Below are 20,160 nucleotides of genomic sequence, written 5' to 3' on the forward strand. Positions count from 1 at the left end.
CTAGGGTGGCGCCGTGCCGGAGACCACCGCGATGCCCGACGACCTGCTCGCCCATGCCCGGTCGGCCAAGGGCTTCATGCCCGAGGTCGAGGGGCTGCTGCTGCACCGGGTGGCCCGCGACCGGCTCCCGCACGGGCCGGTGCTGGAGGTCGGCACCTACTGCGGCAAGTCCGCGATCTACCTCGGCGCCGCCGCCCGGGAGGTCGGGGGGACCGTGTTCACCGTCGACCACCACCGTGGCTCGGAGGAGAACCAGGCCGGTTGGGAGCACCACGACCCCACGCTGGTCGACCCCGAGCTGGGGCTGATGGACACGCTACCGGTCTTCCGCGGGACCCTGGCCCGGGCCGGGCTGGAGGACCAGGTGGTCGCCGTGGTCGGGAGGTCCACCACGGTCTCGGCGCACTGGCGCACTCCCCTGTCGATGGTGTTCATCGACGGCGGGCACGCCGAGGTGCACGCCCACAACGACTTCACCGGCTGGGCGCCGTGGCTGATGACCGGCGGCCTGCTGGTGATCCACGACGTCTTCCCCGACCCCGCCGACGGCGGCCGGCCGCCGTACGACGTCTTCCTGCGCGCGATCGGCGGCGGCTCGTTCACCGAGGTCGAGGCGCTCGGCTCGATGCGGGTGCTACGACGGACGGCCGGCGAGGCCGGCGACCCGGTCGCCTGAGCGGTCGCCCGCACGGTCGCTGGGCGAGCAGCCGCACTCGAGGCCGACCTCCGGGAAGTCCGCGGCCAGCGTGGTGCCGCGCATGATCCCGGCGCCGCCGGTGCCGTCCGCCAGCGCGTCGACGGCGAGGATCACCGCGGCCGCGGTGTAGGTCGTGTGCTCGACCGGCCAGTTGACCCGGTCCGGGAAGACGTAGCCCGTCCAGTACCTGCCCTGCTCGGCGCGCAGGTGCTGCATGTCGATCAGCAGCCGGAGCGCGCTCTCGCGGTCGCCGACGGCGTCCAGCGCCATCGCCAGCTCGCAGGTCTCCGCGCCGGTCACCCAGGGGTCGGGGCGCACGCAGCGGATGCCCAGCCCCGGCTCGACGAACTCGTCCCAGCGGCTCTGCAGCAGCGCCCGGCCCTGCTCGCCGCGCACGGCACCGCCGAGGACCGGGTAGTACCAGTCCATGGAGTAGTCCGACTTGTCCAGGAACAGGTCCCGGTGCTCGCGCAGGGCGTGGCCGAGACGGCCACCCGCCAGCTCCCAGTCCGGCTGGGGCTCGCCGAGGAGCTCGGCCAGCGCGACACCGGCCCGCAGGGACTGGTAGATGCTCGAGGAGCCCGCGAGCAGCGCCTCCTCGTTGACCTTGGCCGGGCGCCCGTCCGCCCACTCCCGGGACCACGCGATCCCGCCGAAGGGCAGCTGCATCGAGACGACCCAGTCCAGGCCGCGGCGGACGGCCGGCCAGTGCCGGCGTACGAAGTCGACGTCGCCGCGCACCAGCCAGCTGTGCCAGACACCGACGGCCAGGTAGGCCGACATGTTGGTCTCGCCGCTGTGGTCCTCGACCTCGCCGCCGACCAGCTTCATCGGCCAGGAGCCGTCGTTGCGCTGGGTCGCCAGGCACCACGCGAACGCGCGGTCCGACGCCTCGACCTGGCCCCCCACGAGGAGGGCCATCGCCGACTCGACGTGGTTCCAGACGTCGGTGTGCTCACCGACCGTCCAGGGCACCGCCCCGTCGGGCTCCTGCATCGCCGCGATCGAGGCCGCGGTCTCGGCGACCTCGGCGGCGCTCAGCACGCCCTCGAGGCCGGGGACCCAGGCGGGGAGGTCAGCCTGCATCGGGCTTGCGGAAGTAGAGGACCATGCTCTTGCCGATCAACGGGTCGAGGACCTTGCCGGCGAGCCGCAGCGTCCTGGGCTGCTTCATGATCTCCCAGACCAGCAGCCGGTGGTAGGCCTTGGCGAGCGGGTGGTCGTCGTTGCGGACGCCGACGGCGCACTTGATCCACCAGTACGGCGAGTGCAGGCCGTGGGCGTAGTCCTTGCCCTCGAGCTCGAGGCCGGCGTTGGTGAGCTTGCCGATCAGCTCCTTGTCGGAGTAGATCCGGATGTGTCCGCCGGGGACGTTGTGGTAGTCGGCGGAGAGCTTCCAGTTGACGATCTCCGGGAACCAGCGCGGCACCGAGACGGCGATCGTCCCGCCCGGACGCAGCACCCGCACCAGCTCGTCGATCGCCTGGATGTCGGCGGGGATGTGCTCCAGCACCTCGGCGGCCACGACCCGGTCGAACTCGCCGTCGGCGAACGGGAGCGACAGCGCGTCGCCCTCCTTGACGTCCGCCTCCGCGCCCTCGGGGACCTCGCCGGCCTCCTTCATGGCGACGAACAGGTCGCGCACCCCGGAGAGCTCGTCGGCGTCCTGGTCGAACGCGATCACGTCACCGCCGCGGCGGTACATCTCGAAGGCGTGCCGGCCGGCGCCGCAGCCCATGTCCAGCACCCGGTCCCCCGGGCGCAGCCCGAGGCGGTCGAAGTCGACGGTCAACACTGTCATGCACCTCCGGTGGCCGAGCCGGTCGAGGCCCGGTAGTCCGCGATCACTTCCTCGTACGCCGCAGCGGTGGCCGCGGCCACGGCCCGCCAGCTGAACAGCTCCTGCACCCGCTGCCGCCCGGCGGCGCCCATCCGCTCGCGCCGCTCGGGGTCGTCGAGCAGCGCGGCCAGCGCCGACTCCAGCTCGCCCACGTCGCCGGGGGTGACCAGGTCGGCGCACTCGCCGTCGGGGCCGACGACCTCGGGGATCGCCCCGGCCCGGGAGACCACCAGCGGGGTCGCGCAGGCCATCAGCTCCGCGGTCGGCAGGGAGAACCCCTCGTAGAGCGAGGGCACGCACGCGATCTCGGCCGACCCCATCAGGTCGACGAGCTCGGCGTCGCTCACGCCGTGCACGAACCGGACCGCGTCGCCGATCGAGAGCCGGTCGATGAGCTGCTCGGTGCGGCCGCCCGGCTGCGGCTTGGTGACGAGCACCAGCTCGACGTCGCGCTCGGTGCGCAGCTTGGCGAACGCCTCCAGCAGCGTGGCGATGCCCTTCATCGGTGCGTCCGCGCTGGCCATCGCGAGGATCCGACCCGGCACCCGCGGCGCGGTCGGCGGTGCGAAGCCGTCGTCGACGCCGAGCAGGATCACCTGCAGGCGCTCGGGGTCCACCCCGAAGTCCTTGACGATGTCGCGCTTGGAGGCCTGCGAGGGGGTGAGGATCTTCCGCGCCCGACGGGCCACCTTGCCCTGCATGCGCAGGAAGCCGTACCAGCGGCGCACCGACAGCTGCTTGCGCCAGGGCGCGGCGGCAAGATCGATACGCCGGTCGAAGGTGATCGGGTGGTGCAGGGTCGTGACCAGCGGCAGCCCCATCTTCTCGATCTCGAGCATGCCGTAGCCGAGCACCTGGTTGTCGTGGACGACGTCGAAGTCGTCGACGCGGTCGCGCAGCAGCTTCGCGACTCGGGTGCTGAACGTCTTCGGCTCGGGGAAGCCGGCCGTGCACATGGTCAGGAACTCCTCGACGTCCACGAGGTCGCGGAACTCCCGTGGCTTCGGGATCCGGAACGGGTCCGGCTCGCGGTACAGGTCGAGGCTGGGGACCTTGGTGAGCGCGACCCCCGGGTCGAGCTCGGGGTACGGCTGGCCCGAGAAGACCTCGACCGAGTGGCCGAGGTTCGTCAGCTCGCGGCTGAGGTGGCGGATGTAGATGCCCTGCCCTCCGCAGTGGGGCTTGCTCCGGTAGGACAGGAGTGCGATCCGCATCCGTCACGACCTTCCTGGTGAGAGCGTCCGGGCCGGACTGAGTGGAACGTGTTCCTATTATGACCCGCCGATTGCTAGCCTAGATCTCCGGTCCACCGAGCCGCTCGGTGGACCGTCTCGGAGAGGGAGACGGATGGGAGGCTCCGTGGGCAGCGCCAGCTCGCTGACGGTCGAGGACCTCGGATCGGCCGCACAGCGGGACCGCCGCAAGCGGATCCTCGACGCCACGATCGCCCTCGCGTCACAGGGCGGCTTCGACGCCGTCCAGATGCGTGCCGTCGCCGAGCAGGCGGACGTCGCGCTCGGGACGCTCTACCGCTACTTCCCCTCCAAGATCCACCTGCTGGTCTCCGCGCTGGGCCGGGAGTTCGAGCGCGCCGAGGCGGCGACCCGCGACAAGGCGATCGCCGGCGACACCCCGCACCAGCGGGTCATGCACCTGCTCGCCCGCACCAACAAGGGCCTCCAGGCCGATCCCCACCTCACCGAGGCGCTCACCCGCGCGTTCATGTTCGCCGACGAGTCGGTGAAGAACGAGATCCAGACGGTCGGCACCCTCGTCAGCACGATGCTCACCCGGGCGATGCACCCGGACCGGGAGGAGCTGACCGAGGACGACGTCGACATCGCCCGCGTGATCGGCGACGTCTGGCTCTCGCTGCTGGTCGGCTGGGTCACCGGCCGCACCACCGCCGACGACGTGGGGCGCCAGCTCGACGTCGCCGTCCGGCTGCTGCTGCGGGACTGACCTGCCCTCTCCGGCTCAGCGCATCTTGCGGTGGTCCCAGGTCGCGACCTGCTCGGGGTGGACGACGACGGCCACCCGCTTGGCGGCCTGCGCCTCGACGGTGCTCCGGCCGAGCTCGCCGAGGTCGGCGAGGCTCGTCGCGCCGACCATGCGTACGGCGACGGCGGAGCCGATCTCCAGGACCCGGTCGTGGTCGCGGACGATCTCCGCGCGACCGGTCATCGACACCCCGCGCAGCTCGAAGTAGTCGGTGCCGTCCTCGACGAGGCAGCTGACCCGCGGGTCGCGCTCGAGGTTGCGGACCTTCTGGCTGCGCGCGTAGGTCCAGAAGGCGAGCGCGCCGTCGAGCACGACGTAGAAGAGCGTCGTCAGGTGGGGCGTGCCGTCCCGGCCGATGCTGGCCACCTGCACCTTCAGGTTGTCGGCCAGGAGGTCGGTGACCTCCTGGTCGCTCATCCGCACCGCGGCGCGCCCACCCACGTCAGCTCCCCTCGCTCGAGTGGCCCGGGAACACGTGCGCCGACGGGTCGATGGCCACCGCCGCGTTGTTGACCGCGGTCGCCGCCTCACCGAACCCGACCGCGATCAGCCGCACCTTGCCGGCGTACTCGGTGATGTCGCCTGCGGCGAAGACCCGCTCGAGGCTGGTCCGCATGGCGGAGTCGACGACCACGTGCCGCTTCGAGACCTCGATCCCCCACTGCTGGAGCGGCCCGAGGTCGGCGACGAAGCCCAGCGCGGCGACCACGGCCTGGGCGGGCAGGGTCAGCTCCTCGCCGTCGGCGGTCACGTCCACCGACTCCACGACCCCGTCGCCGTTGAAGGCGGTGACCTCCGCCTTGGTGAGGATGCGGACCGCCGAGGCCCGCACCTGCTCGACGGTGCGCGCGTGCGCCCGGAACGCGTCGCGACGGTGCACGAGGGTGACCGACCGGGCGACCGGCTCGAGGTGCAGCGCCCAGTCGAAGGCGCTGTCGCCGCCGCCCACGATCACGACGTCCTTGCCGGCGTACGGCGCGAAGCTGGGCACGAAGAACTCCAGGCCACGCCCCAGCCAGCCCTCCCCTGCGGGCAGCGGCCGCGGGCTGAACTTCCCGATGCCGGCGGTGATCAGCACCGCGCCGGCCCGGATCTCGGTGCCGTCGTCGAGCGCGACGGTCACGCTGTCGCCGTCGTGGCGCAGCTTGGTGGCGGTCCGGTCCAGGAAGTACTCCGGGTGCGCGGTGGTCGCCTGGGCGACCAGCCCCTCGACCAGGTCGCGACCCTTGACGGTGGGGAACCCCGCCACGTCGAGGATCTGCTTCTCGGGGTACATCGCGGTGATCTGGCCGCCCAGCTCGGGCAGCGAGTCGACGACCGCGACCCGCAGGCCACGGAACCCGGCGTAGTAGGTGGCGAACAGACCCGTGGGGCCGGCGCCGATGACGAGCAGGTCGGTGTCCACGTCCATGATCCTCCTCCATCCCCGGCCGTCGGGGCGTCCAGCGCGGCCGATTCGTGTGGGTGCGGGCTACCGGGTCGCGAGGTCGGAGACCAGCCAGCCGTGCTCGGTGTGGACCACCGTGACCAGCGCGCGGTACGGCTTGGTCGTCGGGTCCTTGCCGTCCTTGCTGACGTGCTGGTCGAGGAAGAGCAGCGCCTGCACCTGCTGCGACGAGGCACGCACGACCCCGGCGTCGACCACCTCCACCTGCAGGTCGGTCCGCTCCGCCAGGAACCGGTCGCGCAGGTCGCGGACCGTGGTCCGGTACTCCGCGGCGAAGGAGTCCGTCATCTTGTCGGTCGCCCGCTCGGCCTGGGCGTCGTAGTCGCGGTAGGACTTCGAGAGGATCTCCTCGGTCGCGCGGGAGGCCGCCTCGACGGCTGCCTCCTGTGCCAGCCGGCCGGTCACCACCGGGCGGGCGGACGAGACGGCGGGCTCGTCACGGAGCCACAGGTACCACGCCTCCCCCGCGGCCACGGCGGTGAGCAGCACGATGACGATCGCCAGGGCCAGGGTGGTGCGGGCGCTCCTCATCGGGTCAGTCCACGAACTCGAGGTCGGAGGTCAGCCACGCGCCACCGGCCCGGACCAGGTCGAGCCGGAGCCGGTAGCTGCGCGGCACCGGCCGGTCGCCGGTGTGCCGGTTGGCGACGGCCCCGGTCGTGGCCGCGATGACCGTGGCGCTGTCGGCGGCGACGTCGACCACCCCCACCCAGTCGACGTGCCCGTCCATCACCGACCGGTTCTCCCGCAGGGCCCGGACCACGCCCGCGGAGGAGCTGTCGTACTGCTCGCGGAACGTCCCGGTCGCCCCGGCCGCCACCTTGTCGATGCTGGCCCGGGCGTGCTCGTGGTCGATGTTGATGAACGCCTCGACCTCCGCCTCCGCGGCGGCCAGCACGTCGCCGTACCGCTGCTGCTCCACGGCCGCGTCCGCGCGCTGCTGGTGCGTCGTGCGCACACCGACCGCGCCGACGACACACACGCAGACCAGCAGCAGCGCGAGCACGGAGAGGACGATGTCGAGCCGGACCCGCGAGCGACCTCCCGGCGTCACGTCCACGAATCGCCTCCGGGGTTCGACATGTCCTGGTCGAGGAACCGTACCGGGTCTACCTAGGATGCGGACGTGGATCTGTGGTCGTCCTTCAGTCACGACCCGCGGGACCCGGCGTGCGCCGGCCTGCGGGCCTCGGACGCGGACCGTGGCGTCGTCCAGCAGGTGCTGACCGAGGCGTACGCCGACGGCCGCCTCGACCGCGAGGAGCTGGACAGCCGCAGCACGGCGGCCGGGACGGCCCGGACCCTCGGCGAGCTCCCACCGCTGGTGGCGGACCTGGTCGCGACCCCGTCGGCCCGTCCCTCCGGAGAGCTGGCGCGGCTGTCCGGCGAGGAGCTGCAGCGACGCGCAGTCGCGGAGTACGAGTCGGACCGCCGCGACGCCCTGCTCGCCCTCGTCGGCCCGAGCCTGGTCTGCGTGGTGATCTGGGCGGCCACCAACTGGGGTGAGTGGGGGTTCTTCTGGCCGGCCTTCGTGATCGCCGGCACCGCGCTCAACCTGCTGCGGACCCTGGTGCGCCGTCCCGACATGATCGAGTCGAACCGTCGCCGGCTGGAGAAGAAGCAGGCCAGGGAGCTGGAGCGCAGGCCGCCCGAGACCGGGGACGAGGGTTCCTAGGATGTCCGACCACCTGGCCCGCCGCGTGCGGCTGGTGCGCACGCACCCGTCGGCGGTGCTGCTGGCCGCCCAGCTGGTGGCCGTCCTCGCCTACCCGTTCCTCGACCAGAACCAGGCGGGCCGGGCCATCATCGGCGTCGTCGGCATGCTCGTGGTGCTCATCGCGCTCTGGGCCGTGCGCCGCACCCCTGCCCTGACCTGGGTGGCGGTGATCTTCGGGGCACCCGCGATGGTGACCACGATCCTGGAGGCGGTCGACCCGCAGGACGACACCATCGTGCTGGTCAACGCGCTGCTGCACGCGCCGTTCTACTTCTTCATCTCCTACGGGATGATCCGCTACCTGTTCACCGACCAGCGCGTCACCCGCGACGAGCTCTACGCGACCGGCGCCGCGTTCACCGTGGTGGCGTGGGCGTTCGCCTACCTGTACGCCGCCACGCAGGTGATCTGGCCGGGCTCGTTCGTGAACGCGGCGGGTGCCGGCGACCGGCCGTGGTTCGAGCTGCTCTTCCTCTCGTTCACCACGTTGACCAGCGTCGGCCTGTCCGACGTGGTCCCGGTGATGGCGCACGCCCGCTCGCTGGTGATGGTGGAGCAGGTGGCGGGCGTGCTCTACGTCGCCCTCGTGGTCGCGCGCCTGGTGGGGCTCACCGTGGCCCGCGCGAGGCCCTGACGCCGCGGCGTCAGGGGCTGGTGAGCTCGTAGCCGGTGCCGGCGACGGTGCGCACCCACTCGTGGTCGCTCCCCGCGCGGCGCAGCTTGCGGCGCACGTTGCCGACGTGCACGTCGATGAGGAAGTCGGACTCGATCGACTCGCCGTTCCACACCGCGTCCGCCAGCTCCGAGCGCTCCATGGGCGTGCCGACCCGGGTCGCCAGGGCGACCAGCACGTCGAACTCGGCGGGCGTCAGCGGCACCCGGGTCGGCCCCAGCGTCGCCACCCGGGCACCGAGGTCGAGCACGAGCCCGCCACCGAGGTCCACGCTGCTGTCCCCCGCTGCCGCCGGGGCACCGGCCAGCCCCAGGCGGGGCCGGCGCAGCAACGCCGCCACCCGGGCGCGCAGCTCCTGGGGCGAGAACGGCTTGGAGAGGTACTCGTCGGCGCCCACGTCGAGCCCGACCAGCCGGTCGATCTCGTCGTTCCTGCCGGTGATCATCACGATGTAGGCGTCGCTGAAGCCACGGATGGTGCGGCACAGCTCGACGCCGTCCGCGTCGGGCAGCGTGAGGTCGAGCGTGACCAGGTCGGGGTCGAGCTCGCGGACCGCGGCGATCGCCTCGACGCCCGTCTCCGCGGTCGTCACCGTGCGCCCGCCCTGCTCGAGCACGAGCACGATCAGCTCGCTGATGGCCGGGTCGTCCTCGACGACGAGGATGCGGTGCTGGGTGTCCACCGAGCTCCTTCCCGAGAATTGGTGATGACGTGACGATATCGTCGTGCATGTCTCGGGGGTTCGGAACATCCCCGTCGACTGCAGTGCTCCCAGGCTCGGCTGACAGGAACACGAGGATGTCGCAGGCAGCGCACCCAGGCGCAGACGCACCGACGAACGCGTCCGCGGAAGCACCGGGCGACGCGGAGCGCCGCCAGAGAGCCGTCGAGGCGCTCGGTCTCGTGGAGGACGGGCCCCAGGAACGCTTCGACCGGATCACCCGGTTGGCGCACACCGTCTTCGGCGTGCCGTTCTCCGCCATCACCGTGGTCGACGGCGACCGGGCCTGGTTCCCGGGCAGCTATGGCTTCGACGGCGACGCAATTCCACGTGAGCAGACCCTGTGCGACCGGGCGCAGGTCGAGGGTCGGGTGGTCGTCAGCGAGGACACCGCCCACGACCCCCGGTTCCGCGACATCCCCGCGGTCGCCGACGGGGTCGTCGGCTTCTACGCCGGGCACCCGCTGCGGGACCGGTCCGGGACCGTCCTGGGCACCTTCTGCATCTACGACAGCAAGCCGCGCCAGCTCTCGCCCGAGCAGCTCACGGCCTTCGCCGACCTCGCGGTCTGGGCCGAGCGCGAGCTGCTCTCGGCCGACGAGATGTCCAAGGCGGGCGCGGTGCAGGCGTCGCTGCTCCCCGCCGCCACCCTGCAGGTCGACGGCTGGTCGGTGGCGGGCACCTGTCGTCCGGCGCTCGCCGTCGGCGGCGACTTCTTCGACTACGGGATCGCCCACGGGGTGATGCACGTCGGCCTCGGCGACGTGATGGGCAAGGGGACCGGCGCGGCGCTGGTCGGCGCCGGGACCCGCGCCGCCATCCGCGGCACGCACGCCGCCGTGACCGCCGGCGCCGACCTCGGGGTCACGGTCACCCACGCCGCGCGCAGCCTGCTGCCCGACCTCGAGCGCAGCGAGTCGTTCGTGACGCTCTTCGAGTCGGCGCTCGACCTCGAGGACGGCCTGCTGCGGTACGTCGACGCCGGCATGGGGCTGTGCCTGCTGCGCCACGCCGACGGCACCCTCGAGCGGCTGGCCGGCCAGGACCGCCCGCTCGGCGTCCTCCCCGACGACCACTGGACCGAGCACGAGACGACGCTCGGCCCCGGTGACCGGCTGCTGCTCTTCAGCGACGGGCTGCTCGACCTGCTCGACGACCCGGACGCCTGGGTCGAGCCCGTGGGGGACCTGCTCGCGCGGCACGACGGCGTCGAGGAGGTGCTGGCCGCCATCGCCACGCTGACCGAGGACCGGGTCGCGCTGGACGACGTGACGGCCGTGGCCGTCTACCGGAGCGCGTCGTGAGCGCAGGGACCAGCGCCGCCCGGCTGGCGGTGATCCGGGTCGTCGTGGTGCTGACCGCGGCCCTCGGCATCAACTACGTCGCCTGGCGCTGGCTGTTCTCGGTCAACTGGGACGCGTGGTGGATCGCCGTGCCCCTCGTGCTCGCCGAGACCTACAGCCTCGTGGACTCCCTGCTCTTCGGCCTCGCGATGTGGCGCCTCAAGGACCGGGGGGAGCCGGCTCCCCCGCCGCCGGGCCGCACGGTCGACGTGCTCATCGCGACGTACAACGAGCCCGTCGAGCTGGTCATGAAGACCGCGTTGGCCGCGAAGGCGATCACCTACCCGCACCGGACCTGGATCCTCGACGACGGCAACCGCCCCGAGATGCGCGCCGCCGCCGAGGCCGAGGGCATCGGCTGGATGACCCGCACCGCGGACTGGGAGGGCATGCCGCGGCACGCCAAGGCCGGCAACCTCAACAACGCGCTGATGAGCCTCGAGGGCGAGTTCCTGCTCATCCTCGACGCCGACCAGGTGCCGGAGCCCACCATCCTCGACCGGACGCTCGGCTACTTCGAGGACGAGCGGATGGCGCTCGTCCAGACGCCGCAGTACTTCGTCAACGTCCCCCGGTCGGACCCGCTCGGCAGCCAGGCGCCGTTGTTCTACGGTCCGATCCAGCAGGGCAAGGACGGCTGGAACGCCGCGTTCTTCTGCGGCTCCAACGCCGTGATCCGCCGGGACGCGCTGATGCAGCTCGGGGTCTCGCACTACGTCGGGGAGGTCGAGCTCGGCGTCAACCGGGCGCTGCGCACGGCCCGCTCGGTGCTGCGCTCGGCGCGCCGCCAGCTCGGACGCGACGACGTCGAGCTGCGTACGGCGCTCGACGCGGTCGGCGGCGCGCTGTCGGAGGCCCGACGCCAGCTGCGCCAGGGCGCCGCGCTCTTCGACGTCACGTTCACCTTCCAGCAGCGGGTCGAGGAGATCCGCCACCGGATGGCGGCCTCCGACGCCGAGAGCATCCGCGCGGACCTCGCCGTGATCGCCGAGCTGGAGAGCCTCACCGAGAGCGAGGGCGGCAGCATCGCGACGGTCGACGACGCGATGCTGGACAGCCTCGCGCACCGTGACTGGTCGCCGCTCGGCGCGATCGAGACCGTCGAGGCCCTGGTCCGCTCGGTCGACGTGGACCTGGCCGGCGAGGCCCAGCCGATCATGCCGATGGCGACCATCTCGGTCACCGAGGACATGGCCACCTGCATGCGGATCCACGCGCTCGGCTGGCGCACCGCCTACCACGACGAGATCCTCGCCTGGGGCCTGGCGCCCGAGGACCTCGAGACCATGCTCACCCAGCGGCTGCGCTGGGCCCAGGGCACCGTGCAGGTGATGCTGCGCGAGAACCCGCTGGTGAAGAAGGGGCTCAGCATCGCCCAGCGGCTCATGTACTTCGCGACCATGTGGAGCTACCTGTCCGGCTTCGCGGCCATCGTCTACCTCGCGGCCCCCATGATCTACCTGACCTTCGGAGTGCTGCCCGTCCGCGCGTTGAGCCTCGAGTTCTTCGTCCGGCTGGTGCCGTTCCTGGTCGTCAACCAGCTGCTGTTCTTCGTGGTCGCCAACGGCAGACCGACCTGGCGCGGCCAGCAGTACTCGCTGGCCCTGTTCCCGACCTGGATCCGCTCGGTCACCTCCGCGGTCGGCAACGTGTGGTTCGGACGCAGCCTCGACTTCGCGGTCACGCCGAAGACCCGCCGGGAGCCCACCGGCCCGGCCTGGCACCTGGTGCGCCCCCAGCTGTGGGCCATGGGCCTGCTGGTGGTGGCGGCCGTGATCGGTGTCTTCCGGGTGGCCGTCGGGCAGGCCGGGCCGCTCGGCACCGCGTTCAACCTCGTCTGGGTCGCCTTCGACCTCGCGATCTTCTCGGTGATCATCAGGGCCGCCCGCTACCGGGGCTTCGAGCCCGAGACCGAGACCGGATCGGTGCCTGAGCCCGAGGCCACCGACTCCGGCACAACCCGTCCCCACCAGGCCGACGACCAGGTCGGCCGCCGACACAGAGGAGCACCATGATCGAGTTCGCCGTCCAGACGCTTCCCGACGGGATCGGGGTGGTCACGCCCCAGGGCCGGCTCAACATGGTCTCCGCCCGACGGTTGCGGGAGATCCTGAGCGAGCTGGTCGCGGCGGGCACCACGAGGATCGTCGTCGACATGGCGGAGACGACGTTCCTGGACTCCTCCGGGCTGGGCGCGCTGATCGCGGGCCTGAAGTCCGCGCGCCAGGCCGGCGGCGACCTGCGCATCGCCCGGCCGACGGCCTCGGTGCAGACGGTCTTCTCGCTCACCAACCTCGACAAGGTCCTCCGGGCCCGCGACACCGTCGAAGGCGCCTTCGATGAGTGAGGCGGACGGCGCCCCCGGCCGCCTGGAGCTCTCGGCTCCCGCCGATCCCTCGATCCTCGACCTCGTCCACGCGCTGCTCGAGCACCTGTGGTCCGACCACCCGGACGTGTCCGACGCCGACCGCATGCGCTTCGAGATGGCGGTCATCGAGGTGCTCGCCAACATCGTCGAGCACGCCTACCGCCTCGACCACGACGACGAGGCGGCGGGCGAGCGACGTCGCTTCGACGTCACGCTGGCGGCCACCGACGACGAGCTCGTCGCCCGGTTCGCGGACAACGGCCTCCCGATGGCGCTCGACCTCAGCGACGTCGTCATGCCGGACGAGATGGCCGAGTCCGGTCGCGGCCTCGCGCTCGCGGCGTCCGCACTGGACGACCTCAGCTACGACCGGGTCGAGGGCCGCAACCACTGGCGGCTCCAGTGCGTGCGGAGGCCCGGCTGAACCGCCGTCCGGCGACGGCCCTCCTGCTGCTCGGGATCATCCTCGCCCTCCTCACGGGGGCGTCGCCCGCTGCCGTCGCCGACGGGGACCCCTCGCCCGACCCCGTCCCCTCCCCCGCCGCCGGGCACCCCTGGTTCGGCCCGGGACTGGACTTCCCCGACGACGACGCCCGGGACTACGCCGACCGGCTCGGTCTCCAGCCGTCGCTGTACAGCGTCCCGGTGGACTATCCGCTGGGCGACGACGACCAGAACGCGCTGCGCAGCGCCGTGGCGTCGGTGGCGACCCAGGGGGCCGTCGCGGTCGTCGACCTCGAGCCCCAGGTGCCCCTCGACGACCTGGACGAGGCCGACGCCCGCCGGCTCGGCGAGGCCCTCGCCGACCTGCACCGCGAGCTCGACACGTTCTTCCTGGTGCGCTTCGCACCCGAGATGAACGGCTCCTGGGTCACCTGGGGACAGCAGCCGCGCGCCTACGTCCCCGCGTTCCGCCTCGTCGCGGATGCCGTGCACGCCGCCACCGACCAGGCCGCAATGGTGTGGGCCCCGGCGTACGGGTCCGGCTACCCCTTCGGCAAGGCGTACGGCGCCGTCGATCCGTCCGGCACCCGCGAGGAGGACGCGCTCGACACGAGCGGTGACGGTCGGGTCGACGAGCGCGATGACCCCTACGGGCCCTACTACCCCGGCGACGAGGCCACCGACTGGGTCGGGCTCACGCTCTACCGGTTCGGTGGCGTCGACACGAACACCGTGCCCCGGCCCGGCGAGTACGCACAGCGCCTCGACGAGCGCTGGGGGTACGGCGACCGCGCGCGTCGTGCCTCCTTCTACGACCGCTTCGCCCAGCCGGCCCGCAAGCCGGTCCTGGTCGAGACGGGGGCGCTCTACAACGCCGCCGTCGGCGGCGCCGACGAGCTGGACGTCAAGCGGGCCTGGTGGCGCCAGGTCCTCGCCGCGAACGAGTCGCACCCGTTGATCGGCGCGATCAGCTGGCTCGAGGTGAAGCGGCCGGAGGCCGAGGTGGACGGGCAGCTCGTCGAGTGGCGCGCCACCCACACCGGCCGGCTCGCCGGGGCGCTCCGCTCCGACGTCTCCGCCAGCGGACTCGACACCGGGCCGGTCACCCGGCAGATCACCCAGGCCGCCGCCAACGAGGCCACCGCTCAGGGGCGCCTTCCGGACGCCGAGCACCTCGGCGACTCGATGGGCTGGGTGGTGCTGTGCGTCGTGCTGCTCGCCGTCGTCTTCTTCGTCAGCGGCGCCACGGGACGGTTCGCGCCCACCTGGTCCTACGCCGACGACGGCAGCACCAGCCGGGACCTGCGCATCGATCTCTTCCGCGGCTTCCTGATCTGCACGGTCGTGATCACCCACACCGAGCTCGCCGGGCCGTACTCCTACGTCACGCTCAACGCCTTCGGCGCAGTGAGCGGCGCGGAGGGCTTCGTGATGCTCTCCGGCGTCGTCCTCGGCATGGTCCAGGCGAGCCAGGTCAAGCGCCTCGGCGAGTGGCCGGCCGCCGTGCTGCGGCTCCGTCGCGCCCGGAAGATCTACCTGGTCGCGCTGGTGGTGACGGTGCTGGTGTTCGTCCTCGGCCTGCTGCCGGGGCTCGACGCGACCGTCGTGACCACGTTCACCGACCGCGGCACCGGCGCAGCTGGCGAGGCGGCCGCCGGCCAGGTCTACGACCTCTACGCCAACGCCCGGCACCTCTTCGACTACCCGCCCCCGTGGTTCGCTGTGCGCGAGCTGCTGACGCTGCACATGGGGCCGTGGGTGCTCAACGTGCTGGGCCTCTTCGTCGTCCTCACCGCGCTGGTGCCGCTGCTCTCCTGGCTGCTGGTGCGGGGCCTGTGGTGGGTGGTGCTCGCGCTCTCGTGGGGCGCCTACGTCTACGGCACCGTGGACGACGTGCACTGGCTGCCCTCGCAGTTCGAGGACGTGTTCCCGCTGCTCATCTGGCAGGTGGCCTTCGTCCACGGCCTGGTGCTCGGCTACTACCGGCGCCAGGTGGTCGGCGCGCTGACCACGCGGGCCGGCAAGGTCGTCTGCGCGCTGCTCGTCACGGCGTACGCCGCGGTGCTGGGGTGGCTGTGGCTGGCGCACCGCGGGATGCTCCCTCTCGGCCCGTTCGACCCCGGCACCTACGCCGGCCTGTACGACCGGTTCTACATCCGCGTCGACCTCCAGCCCGGCCGGCTCGTCGACCTCGCGCTCGTCGCCATCGTGGCCTTCGCGTTCCTGACGGCCTTCTGGCGCCCGGTGCACGGCGCGGTGGGGGGCTTCCTCGTCCCGCTCGGCCAGGCCAGCCTGTACGTGTTCATCGTGCACGTGTTCCTGGTCATCGCCGTCGACAACGTCCCCGGGCTCGACCGGGACAGCGTCTGGCAGGGGCTGGTGCTGCACACCTGCGAGCTGGCGGTCGTGTGGGTGCTGGTGCGGAAGAAGGTGCTCTTCTCGGTCATCCCACGCTGAGTCAGGCGTCCCAGCCCTCGGGGCGGTGCTTGCGGGGCAGCTTCGCGACCACCAGCCGGTAGGACTCGTCGACCGCCTCGAGCAGCTCCTCGTCGGGGATGTCGCCGGAGAACGACAGGTTGTTCCACCCCGAGCGGCCGATGTAGGCCATCACCGTGGCGGCCCCCGGGAAGCGGTCCAGCCACTCGTCGGCCGCCTCGCGGCTCGGGCCCCCCTTGACGCCGACGCCGTCCGCGCCGAGGAACGCGAAGATCTTGCCGGCCTCCGCGGGGCCGACCTTGATCACGGGGTGCTCGTGACCCCAGGGGTTGTCCGGCCATGCGCCCGGCCTGGCCAGGCAGTGGGCCTGCATCCGTTCCACGTCCACAGCCCGCGCCCCCTCACTCCTCGTCGTCGTCCTCAGCGTCGCCCTCGTCGCCGAGCAGGCCCTCCTTGCGGGCGTCGGCGACGATCCGGCGGACGTTGGTCAGGCTGCCGCAACCGGCGTCGATCTGAGCGTTGCGCTCGGTCGCGAAGGCCTCGCCGAGCTCGGCCCGCACCCGCTCACCGACCTCGTCGCGCGCCGGGTTGAGGATCGAGAGCTCCTCCTCGGTGAGGTGATGGTTGACCAGCCGGGCGAGCTCCTCGACCGCGTCGTCGAAGGCCTGGGTGTCGGTGCCCTTGAGCTCGAGGACGGCGAGCAGCGCCTCGTGCCCCTCGGCGTGCTCCTCCTTGCCGTGCTCGGCCTCGTGCTCGCCGACGGCCTGCTTCCGGCGCAGCTGGGGGTAGACGTGCTTCTCCTCCGCCTCGGCGTGGGCGACGTGCAGCGTGGCGAATGCCTGCCGCACCGCGTCACGGTCCGCGCTGCTGTCCCGGAGGTCACGCAGCAGGGCCTCGAACCGGCGGTGGTCCTCGAGGATCAGCTCCACCACGTCACCCGAGACGGGCCTGCCCAGATCGATCGTCGTCATGGACGCACCCTAGCGAGGGCCTGCTAGGAGGGAGCCCCGCTGGCGCGCACCACCTCGAAGGGCTCGGCGTACTTCGCGTGCGTCAGCTGACGGGCCCAGTAGCGCGCGCTGGCGACGACGAGGTCGGGCTCGAGGTAGTGACGTGTCGACTGGGACCGGTAGCTGGCGAGCACCTCGACCTTCTGGTGGATGGTGTCGTCGACCGGGACGAACCTGGTCGGCGCGAAGCCGTTGCGCGAGGACGGCGACTGGTAGCAGAACAGCTGCGGCACCCGGCGCGCCGCGATCACGGTGGCGTCGTGGACGGCGCGGTGGTCCTGGTGGTTGTCGGCCTTGGAGTGCACGTAGACGGTCGTGGGTTCGACCGCGGCGATCACGCCCTCGACCAGGCCGATCATCTCGTGGGCGTCCTCCATCCGGGTGTCCGGCAGGTCGCCCATCAACAGCTCGGCCGACATTGCGACGGCCGCGCCGACCGCTTCCTGCCGACGGGTCTCGCGTGGGCCCCCGACCGCGCCGCGACTCAGCGTCAGCACCGAGACGGGGTGGCCCGATGCGCGGTGGCGGAGCAGCGTCGCCGCGCACCCGATCTCCACGTCGTCCGGGTGGGCGCCCACGGCCAGCACCCGCTCGGCCGATGCGGACGGCGCCGGGCGGAGCAGCTGCTGCAGCCCGTCGACGTCGCGGGGGTCGAGAACCTCGGAGACTCCGCTGCGCAACGCGCGCAGCAGGCCGTGCGCACCCGCGCCGGGGCCGGCGAGCACGCAGACACGCACCTGGGGCGAGAGCGAACGGACCGACTGCAGGACCGCGACGGCCGCGTCGTCGAGCAGGTCGGACTCGACCAGCAGCATCGCCGGTGCGCCCGAGACCTCGACCAGCTCGACGGTCTCGTGGGGCGCCAGCAGCACGGGCAGATGCCCCGTCGCCGCGAGGGCGCCCATCAGCTCCTCGACGCCGTGGGCGGCCCACACCACGACCAGCTGCTCGGGCGACGTGGTCTCCCGCACGATGCCGTCGGGCAGGGCGCGCAACGGTGCCGATGGCCCTGGATACTGCACATGCGCCTCCCGAGACGAGGATCCGTGGTCCGAAGCCTAGTGACTACCATCATCTCGATGCCCACCCGCTCCCGTGCCCGCGGCTGGGCGCTCGTCCTGACCGTCACCGCGGCCACGAGCATCGGCCTCGAGCTCCTCGGGCTCCCGTCGCCGGTGCTCTTCGGAGCCCTCCTCGGTGGCATGGCCCACGCCCTGACGTCCCCGACCGTCCTCGGGGTGCCGGCGCTTGCCTTCCGGGTCGGCCAGGGCCTGGTCGGCGTCACCATCGGCGCGCTGGTCAGCCTGGACGGGCTGGTCCGGATGGGCGCCGACGTCGTGCCGATCCTGCTGGTCACGCTGGGCACCCTGGTGCTCAGCCTCGCCGCCGGGCGGGTCCTCGCCCTGCGGCGCGACGTCTCGGCCGTGACGGGCGTCTTCTCCCTGGTCGCAGGGGGTGCGTCGGGCGTCGTCGCCGTGGCGCACGAGCTCGGGGCGGACGACCGGGTGGTCACCGTCGTGCAGTACCTCCGGGTGCTGATGGTGCTGCTCGCGATGCCGCTGGTCACCTCGCTGGTCTTCTCACCCGAGCGCGGTGTGGGCGAGCTCGACGCCGGTGGAGCACCCTGGCCCATCGACGTGGTCTTCGCCCTCGTCTCGCTCGTGCTGGGCCTGCTGCTGGCGAGGCTGGTCGCGGTGCCGACCGCCACCCTGCTCGGGCCGATGGCCGTGGCCGTCGTCCTCGGTGCCGGCGGCTGGTCGGGGCTCGGCGACGCCGCCGTGCCGGAGGCCCTGCAGGACCTGGCCTACCTGCTGATCGGCGTGCAGGTCGGGCTGCGCTTCACCCGCGCCAGCCTGGCGGCGATCACCCGGATGCTCCCGCTGGTGCTCGCCCTCATCGCGGCGGTCATCGGGCTCTGCGCGGGGCTCGGGGCCCTGCTCAGCCTGACCACGGGCGTCGACGGCCTCACGGCGTACCTCGCCACGACCCCCGGCGGTCTCTTCGCCGTGCTGGCAACGGCCGCCGACAGCGGCTCGGACGTGACCTACGTGACGGCGGCGCAGGTCTTCCGGCTGCTGGTGATCCTGCTGCTCACGCCACCCCTGGCGAGCTGGTTGCGTAGAGCTCGTCGCGACTGATGACCGACCTCGCCCGGCGCCGGTAGCGCCAGACCTGGGAGAGGCCGAGCGCCCAGAGGAGGTACTGGGCGCTCATCGCCCAGCGGAACGCGGACGGCGTGTACGCCGTGGAGTCGCCGGGGGTGCGCCAGTCGAGGATCACGCCGATGGCGACCACCAGCACCAGGCTGGCGATGAAGCCGCCCTGGTTGATGATGCCGCTGGCGCTGGCCATCCGGTGGGACGGGTTGGAGGTCCGGCCCACGTCGAAGCCGATCATCGAGGCCGGGCCGCCGACCCCCACGACGAGCGCCAGGACCACCAGCAGCCACACCGGCGCGGAGCCCGGCCAGGCGAGCACCACGGTCCACACGGCCGCGATCGTCGACACGATGACGAGCGCCATCGACGAGCGGTGCCAGGGGTGGCTGCCCACCAGCCACCCGAGGGTCGGGCCGGCGATCATGACGGCCACGATGAGGACGGTCAGCAGGCTGCCGGCGGTGGTCGGGCTCAGGCCCTCGCCGCGGACGAAGAACGGGTAGCCCCACAGCAGGGTCAGCGCGGTGAGGCTGAACTGCGTCGAGAAGTGGATCCAGAACCCGAGCCGGGTCCCGGGGTGGGCCCACGACGCCGCCAGGCTGGAGCGCACCGCCGCGAACGAGAGCCGCGGCCCCCGCAGGTGTCGGGACTCGGGGCTGTCGTGGAGCACCAGGAGCAGGGCCGCGGCGAGCACGACGCCGAAGGAGGCAGCCGCGAGGTAGGCCGTGGTCCAGCCGAGGTGGCCGAGGGCCCAGGTCATCGGGATCGCCGCGACCACGGCACCGAGCTGGCCCAGCGTGCCGGTCATCTGGGTCATCAGCGGGATCCGCCGGGCCGGGAACCAGGTGCTCACCAGCCGGAGGACGCAGATGAACGTCATCGCGTCGCCCATGCCGACGAACACCCGCGCGACCAGCGCGAGACCGTAGCTGTCCGCGACCGCGAAGCCGCACTGGGCGGCGGTGAGCAGCAGGGTGCCGCAGAGCAGCACGCTGCGCGAGCCGAACCGGTCGACCATCAGGCCGACCGGGATCTGCATGGCGGCGTAGACGAGCAGCTGGAGCATCGTGAACGTCGCCAGCTGGGCGGCGGAGATGTCGAAGCGCTCGGTGGCCGCGAGGCCCGCGACCGCGAGCGAGGAGCGGTGGAAGACCGCGAGGAAGTAGACGAGCAGGCCGACCGCCCACACGGCGTAGGCGCGGCCGAGTGTTGCGCTCACGCGACAGACCCAGAGATCACGTGGTGGCCGCCGCTCGCTTCGCTCGCGATGCTCCTCGCTCGTCGCAATCGCACGACCTCGTTCC

22 protein-coding genes are annotated in these 20,160 nt (G+C 72.3%); 10 read left to right on the top strand and 12 right to left on the bottom strand.

Features of this window, described 5'->3' with window-relative positions; translation table 11 throughout:
• Positions 1–13 precede the first annotated feature (13 nt).
• Complete coding sequence (locus ACZ43H_RS08760; protein ID WP_464589431.1) at positions 14–676, top strand: class I SAM-dependent methyltransferase; 663 nt, start codon at positions 14–16, stop codon at positions 674–676.
• Here ACZ43H_RS08760 and ACZ43H_RS08765 read toward each other — a convergent pair.
• Genes ACZ43H_RS08765 through ACZ43H_RS08775 form a run of 3 tightly spaced genes read right to left on the bottom strand, consistent with a single transcriptional unit; the run spans position 635 to position 3,751 of the window.
• A complete protein-coding gene (locus tag ACZ43H_RS08765; protein ID WP_464589432.1) occupies positions 635–1,783 on the bottom strand; it encodes a prenyltransferase in 1,149 nt (382 codons plus the stop codon). The genes ACZ43H_RS08760 and ACZ43H_RS08765 overlap by 42 nt on opposite strands.
• Positions 1,773–2,498, bottom strand: a complete 726-nt coding sequence (locus tag ACZ43H_RS08770) for a class I SAM-dependent methyltransferase (protein ID WP_464589434.1) — start codon at positions 2,496–2,498, stop codon at positions 1,773–1,775. Before ACZ43H_RS08770 ends, ACZ43H_RS08765 begins: the two co-directional genes overlap by 11 nt.
• On the bottom strand, positions 2,495–3,751 hold the full coding sequence (locus ACZ43H_RS08775) for a glycosyltransferase family 4 protein (RefSeq protein ID WP_464589436.1): 1,257 nt from the start codon (positions 3,749–3,751) through the stop codon (positions 2,495–2,497). Before ACZ43H_RS08775 ends, ACZ43H_RS08770 begins: the two co-directional genes overlap by 4 nt.
• A gap of 133 nt (positions 3,752–3,884) precedes the next feature.
• On the opposite strand from ACZ43H_RS08775, the gene ACZ43H_RS08780 reads away from it, so the two are divergent.
• A complete protein-coding gene (locus tag ACZ43H_RS08780) occupies positions 3,885–4,499 on the top strand; it encodes a TetR family transcriptional regulator (RefSeq protein WP_464589438.1) in 615 nt (204 codons plus the stop codon).
• A gap of 15 nt (positions 4,500–4,514) precedes the next feature.
• On the opposite strand, the gene ACZ43H_RS08785 is transcribed toward ACZ43H_RS08780, so the two are convergent.
• The 4 genes from ACZ43H_RS08785 to ACZ43H_RS08800 are packed head-to-tail and all read right to left on the bottom strand — an operon-like array spanning position 4,515 to position 7,045.
• On the bottom strand, positions 4,515–4,979 hold the full coding sequence (locus ACZ43H_RS08785; protein WP_464589440.1) for a pyridoxamine 5'-phosphate oxidase family protein: 465 nt from the start codon (positions 4,977–4,979) through the stop codon (positions 4,515–4,517).
• Between the two features lies 1 nt (position 4,980).
• Complete coding sequence (locus tag ACZ43H_RS08790) at positions 4,981–5,949, bottom strand: NAD(P)/FAD-dependent oxidoreductase (protein ID WP_464589441.1); 969 nt, start codon at positions 5,947–5,949, stop codon at positions 4,981–4,983.
• A gap of 60 nt (positions 5,950–6,009) precedes the next feature.
• Positions 6,010–6,516, bottom strand: coding sequence for a hypothetical protein (locus ACZ43H_RS08795; protein WP_464589443.1), 507 nt, complete (start codon positions 6,514–6,516; stop codon positions 6,010–6,012).
• A gap of 4 nt (positions 6,517–6,520) precedes the next feature.
• Positions 6,521–7,045 carry a hypothetical protein gene (locus ACZ43H_RS08800; protein ID WP_464589444.1) on the bottom strand — a complete coding sequence of 175 codons (525 nt, stop codon included), beginning with the start codon at positions 7,043–7,045 and terminating at the stop codon, positions 6,521–6,523.
• 66 nt (positions 7,046–7,111) lie between these two features.
• Here ACZ43H_RS08800 and ACZ43H_RS08805 point away from each other — a divergent pair, with 66 nt between their 5' ends.
• Complete coding sequence (locus ACZ43H_RS08805) at positions 7,112–7,660, top strand: DUF1707 SHOCT-like domain-containing protein (RefSeq protein WP_464589445.1); 549 nt, start codon at positions 7,112–7,114, stop codon at positions 7,658–7,660.
• A gap of 1 nt (position 7,661) precedes the next feature.
• Entirely contained in the window at positions 7,662–8,336 is a 675-nt protein-coding gene (locus ACZ43H_RS08810) for an ion channel (protein WP_464589447.1), read from the top strand.
• Positions 8,337–8,346: 10 nt separating this feature from the next.
• Here the strand turns inward: ACZ43H_RS08810 and ACZ43H_RS08815 are convergent, their stop codons facing one another.
• Positions 8,347–9,057, bottom strand: coding sequence for a response regulator transcription factor (locus tag ACZ43H_RS08815; RefSeq protein ID WP_464589449.1), 711 nt, complete (start codon positions 9,055–9,057; stop codon positions 8,347–8,349).
• 116 nt (positions 9,058–9,173) lie between these two features.
• On the opposite strand from ACZ43H_RS08815, the gene ACZ43H_RS08820 reads away from it, so the two are divergent.
• Genes ACZ43H_RS08820 through opgC form a run of 5 tightly spaced genes read left to right on the top strand, consistent with a single transcriptional unit; the run spans position 9,174 to position 15,708 of the window.
• The gene (locus ACZ43H_RS08820) at positions 9,174–10,400 is read left to right on the top strand and encodes a PP2C family protein-serine/threonine phosphatase (RefSeq protein WP_464589451.1); all 1,227 of its coding nucleotides are present in this window, start codon (positions 9,174–9,176) and stop codon (positions 10,398–10,400) included.
• The gene (locus ACZ43H_RS08825; RefSeq protein WP_464589452.1) at positions 10,397–12,454 is read left to right on the top strand and encodes a glycosyltransferase family 2 protein; all 2,058 of its coding nucleotides are present in this window, start codon (positions 10,397–10,399) and stop codon (positions 12,452–12,454) included. The genes ACZ43H_RS08820 and ACZ43H_RS08825 overlap by 4 nt, the downstream gene beginning before the upstream one ends.
• The gene (locus ACZ43H_RS08830) at positions 12,451–12,786 is read left to right on the top strand and encodes an STAS domain-containing protein (protein WP_464589454.1); all 336 of its coding nucleotides are present in this window, start codon (positions 12,451–12,453) and stop codon (positions 12,784–12,786) included. Before ACZ43H_RS08825 ends, ACZ43H_RS08830 begins: the two co-directional genes overlap by 4 nt.
• On the top strand, positions 12,779–13,231 hold the full coding sequence (locus ACZ43H_RS08835; RefSeq protein ID WP_464589456.1) for an ATP-binding protein: 453 nt from the start codon (positions 12,779–12,781) through the stop codon (positions 13,229–13,231). Before ACZ43H_RS08830 ends, ACZ43H_RS08835 begins: the two co-directional genes overlap by 8 nt.
• Positions 13,210–15,708: an OpgC domain-containing protein gene (opgC, locus tag ACZ43H_RS08840; RefSeq protein WP_464589458.1), complete on the top strand. Its 2,499-nt coding sequence runs from the start codon at positions 13,210–13,212 to the stop codon at positions 15,706–15,708. Before ACZ43H_RS08835 ends, opgC begins: the two co-directional genes overlap by 22 nt.
• A 1-nt stretch (position 15,709) precedes the next feature.
• On the opposite strand, the gene ACZ43H_RS08845 is transcribed toward opgC, so the two are convergent.
• The 3 genes from ACZ43H_RS08845 to ACZ43H_RS08855 are packed head-to-tail and all read right to left on the bottom strand — an operon-like array spanning position 15,710 to position 17,692.
• Positions 15,710–16,060 (bottom strand): MmcQ/YjbR family DNA-binding protein, encoded by a 351-nt coding sequence (locus ACZ43H_RS08845; protein WP_464590779.1) that lies wholly within the window; start codon positions 16,058–16,060, stop codon positions 15,710–15,712.
• Positions 16,061–16,088: 28 nt separating this feature from the next.
• Positions 16,089–16,658: a hemerythrin domain-containing protein gene (locus ACZ43H_RS08850; RefSeq protein WP_464589459.1), complete on the bottom strand. Its 570-nt coding sequence runs from the start codon at positions 16,656–16,658 to the stop codon at positions 16,089–16,091.
• A 23-nt stretch (positions 16,659–16,681) separates the two neighbouring features.
• Entirely contained in the window at positions 16,682–17,692 is a 1,011-nt protein-coding gene (locus tag ACZ43H_RS08855) for a PIG-L deacetylase family protein (RefSeq protein WP_464589460.1), read from the bottom strand.
• A gap of 84 nt (positions 17,693–17,776) precedes the next feature.
• Here ACZ43H_RS08855 and ACZ43H_RS08860 point away from each other — a divergent pair, with 84 nt between their 5' ends.
• Positions 17,777–18,835, top strand: a complete 1,059-nt coding sequence (locus ACZ43H_RS08860; RefSeq protein ID WP_464589462.1) for an AbrB family transcriptional regulator — start codon at positions 17,777–17,779, stop codon at positions 18,833–18,835.
• Here ACZ43H_RS08860 and ACZ43H_RS08865 read toward each other — a convergent pair.
• Positions 18,789–20,075 carry an MFS transporter gene (locus tag ACZ43H_RS08865; protein ID WP_464589464.1) on the bottom strand — a complete coding sequence of 429 codons (1,287 nt, stop codon included), beginning with the start codon at positions 20,073–20,075 and terminating at the stop codon, positions 18,789–18,791. The genes ACZ43H_RS08860 and ACZ43H_RS08865 overlap by 47 nt on opposite strands.
• Between the last annotated feature and the right edge of the window lie 85 nt (positions 20,076–20,160).

This window comes from Nocardioides sp. DN36, assembly GCF_055380375.1.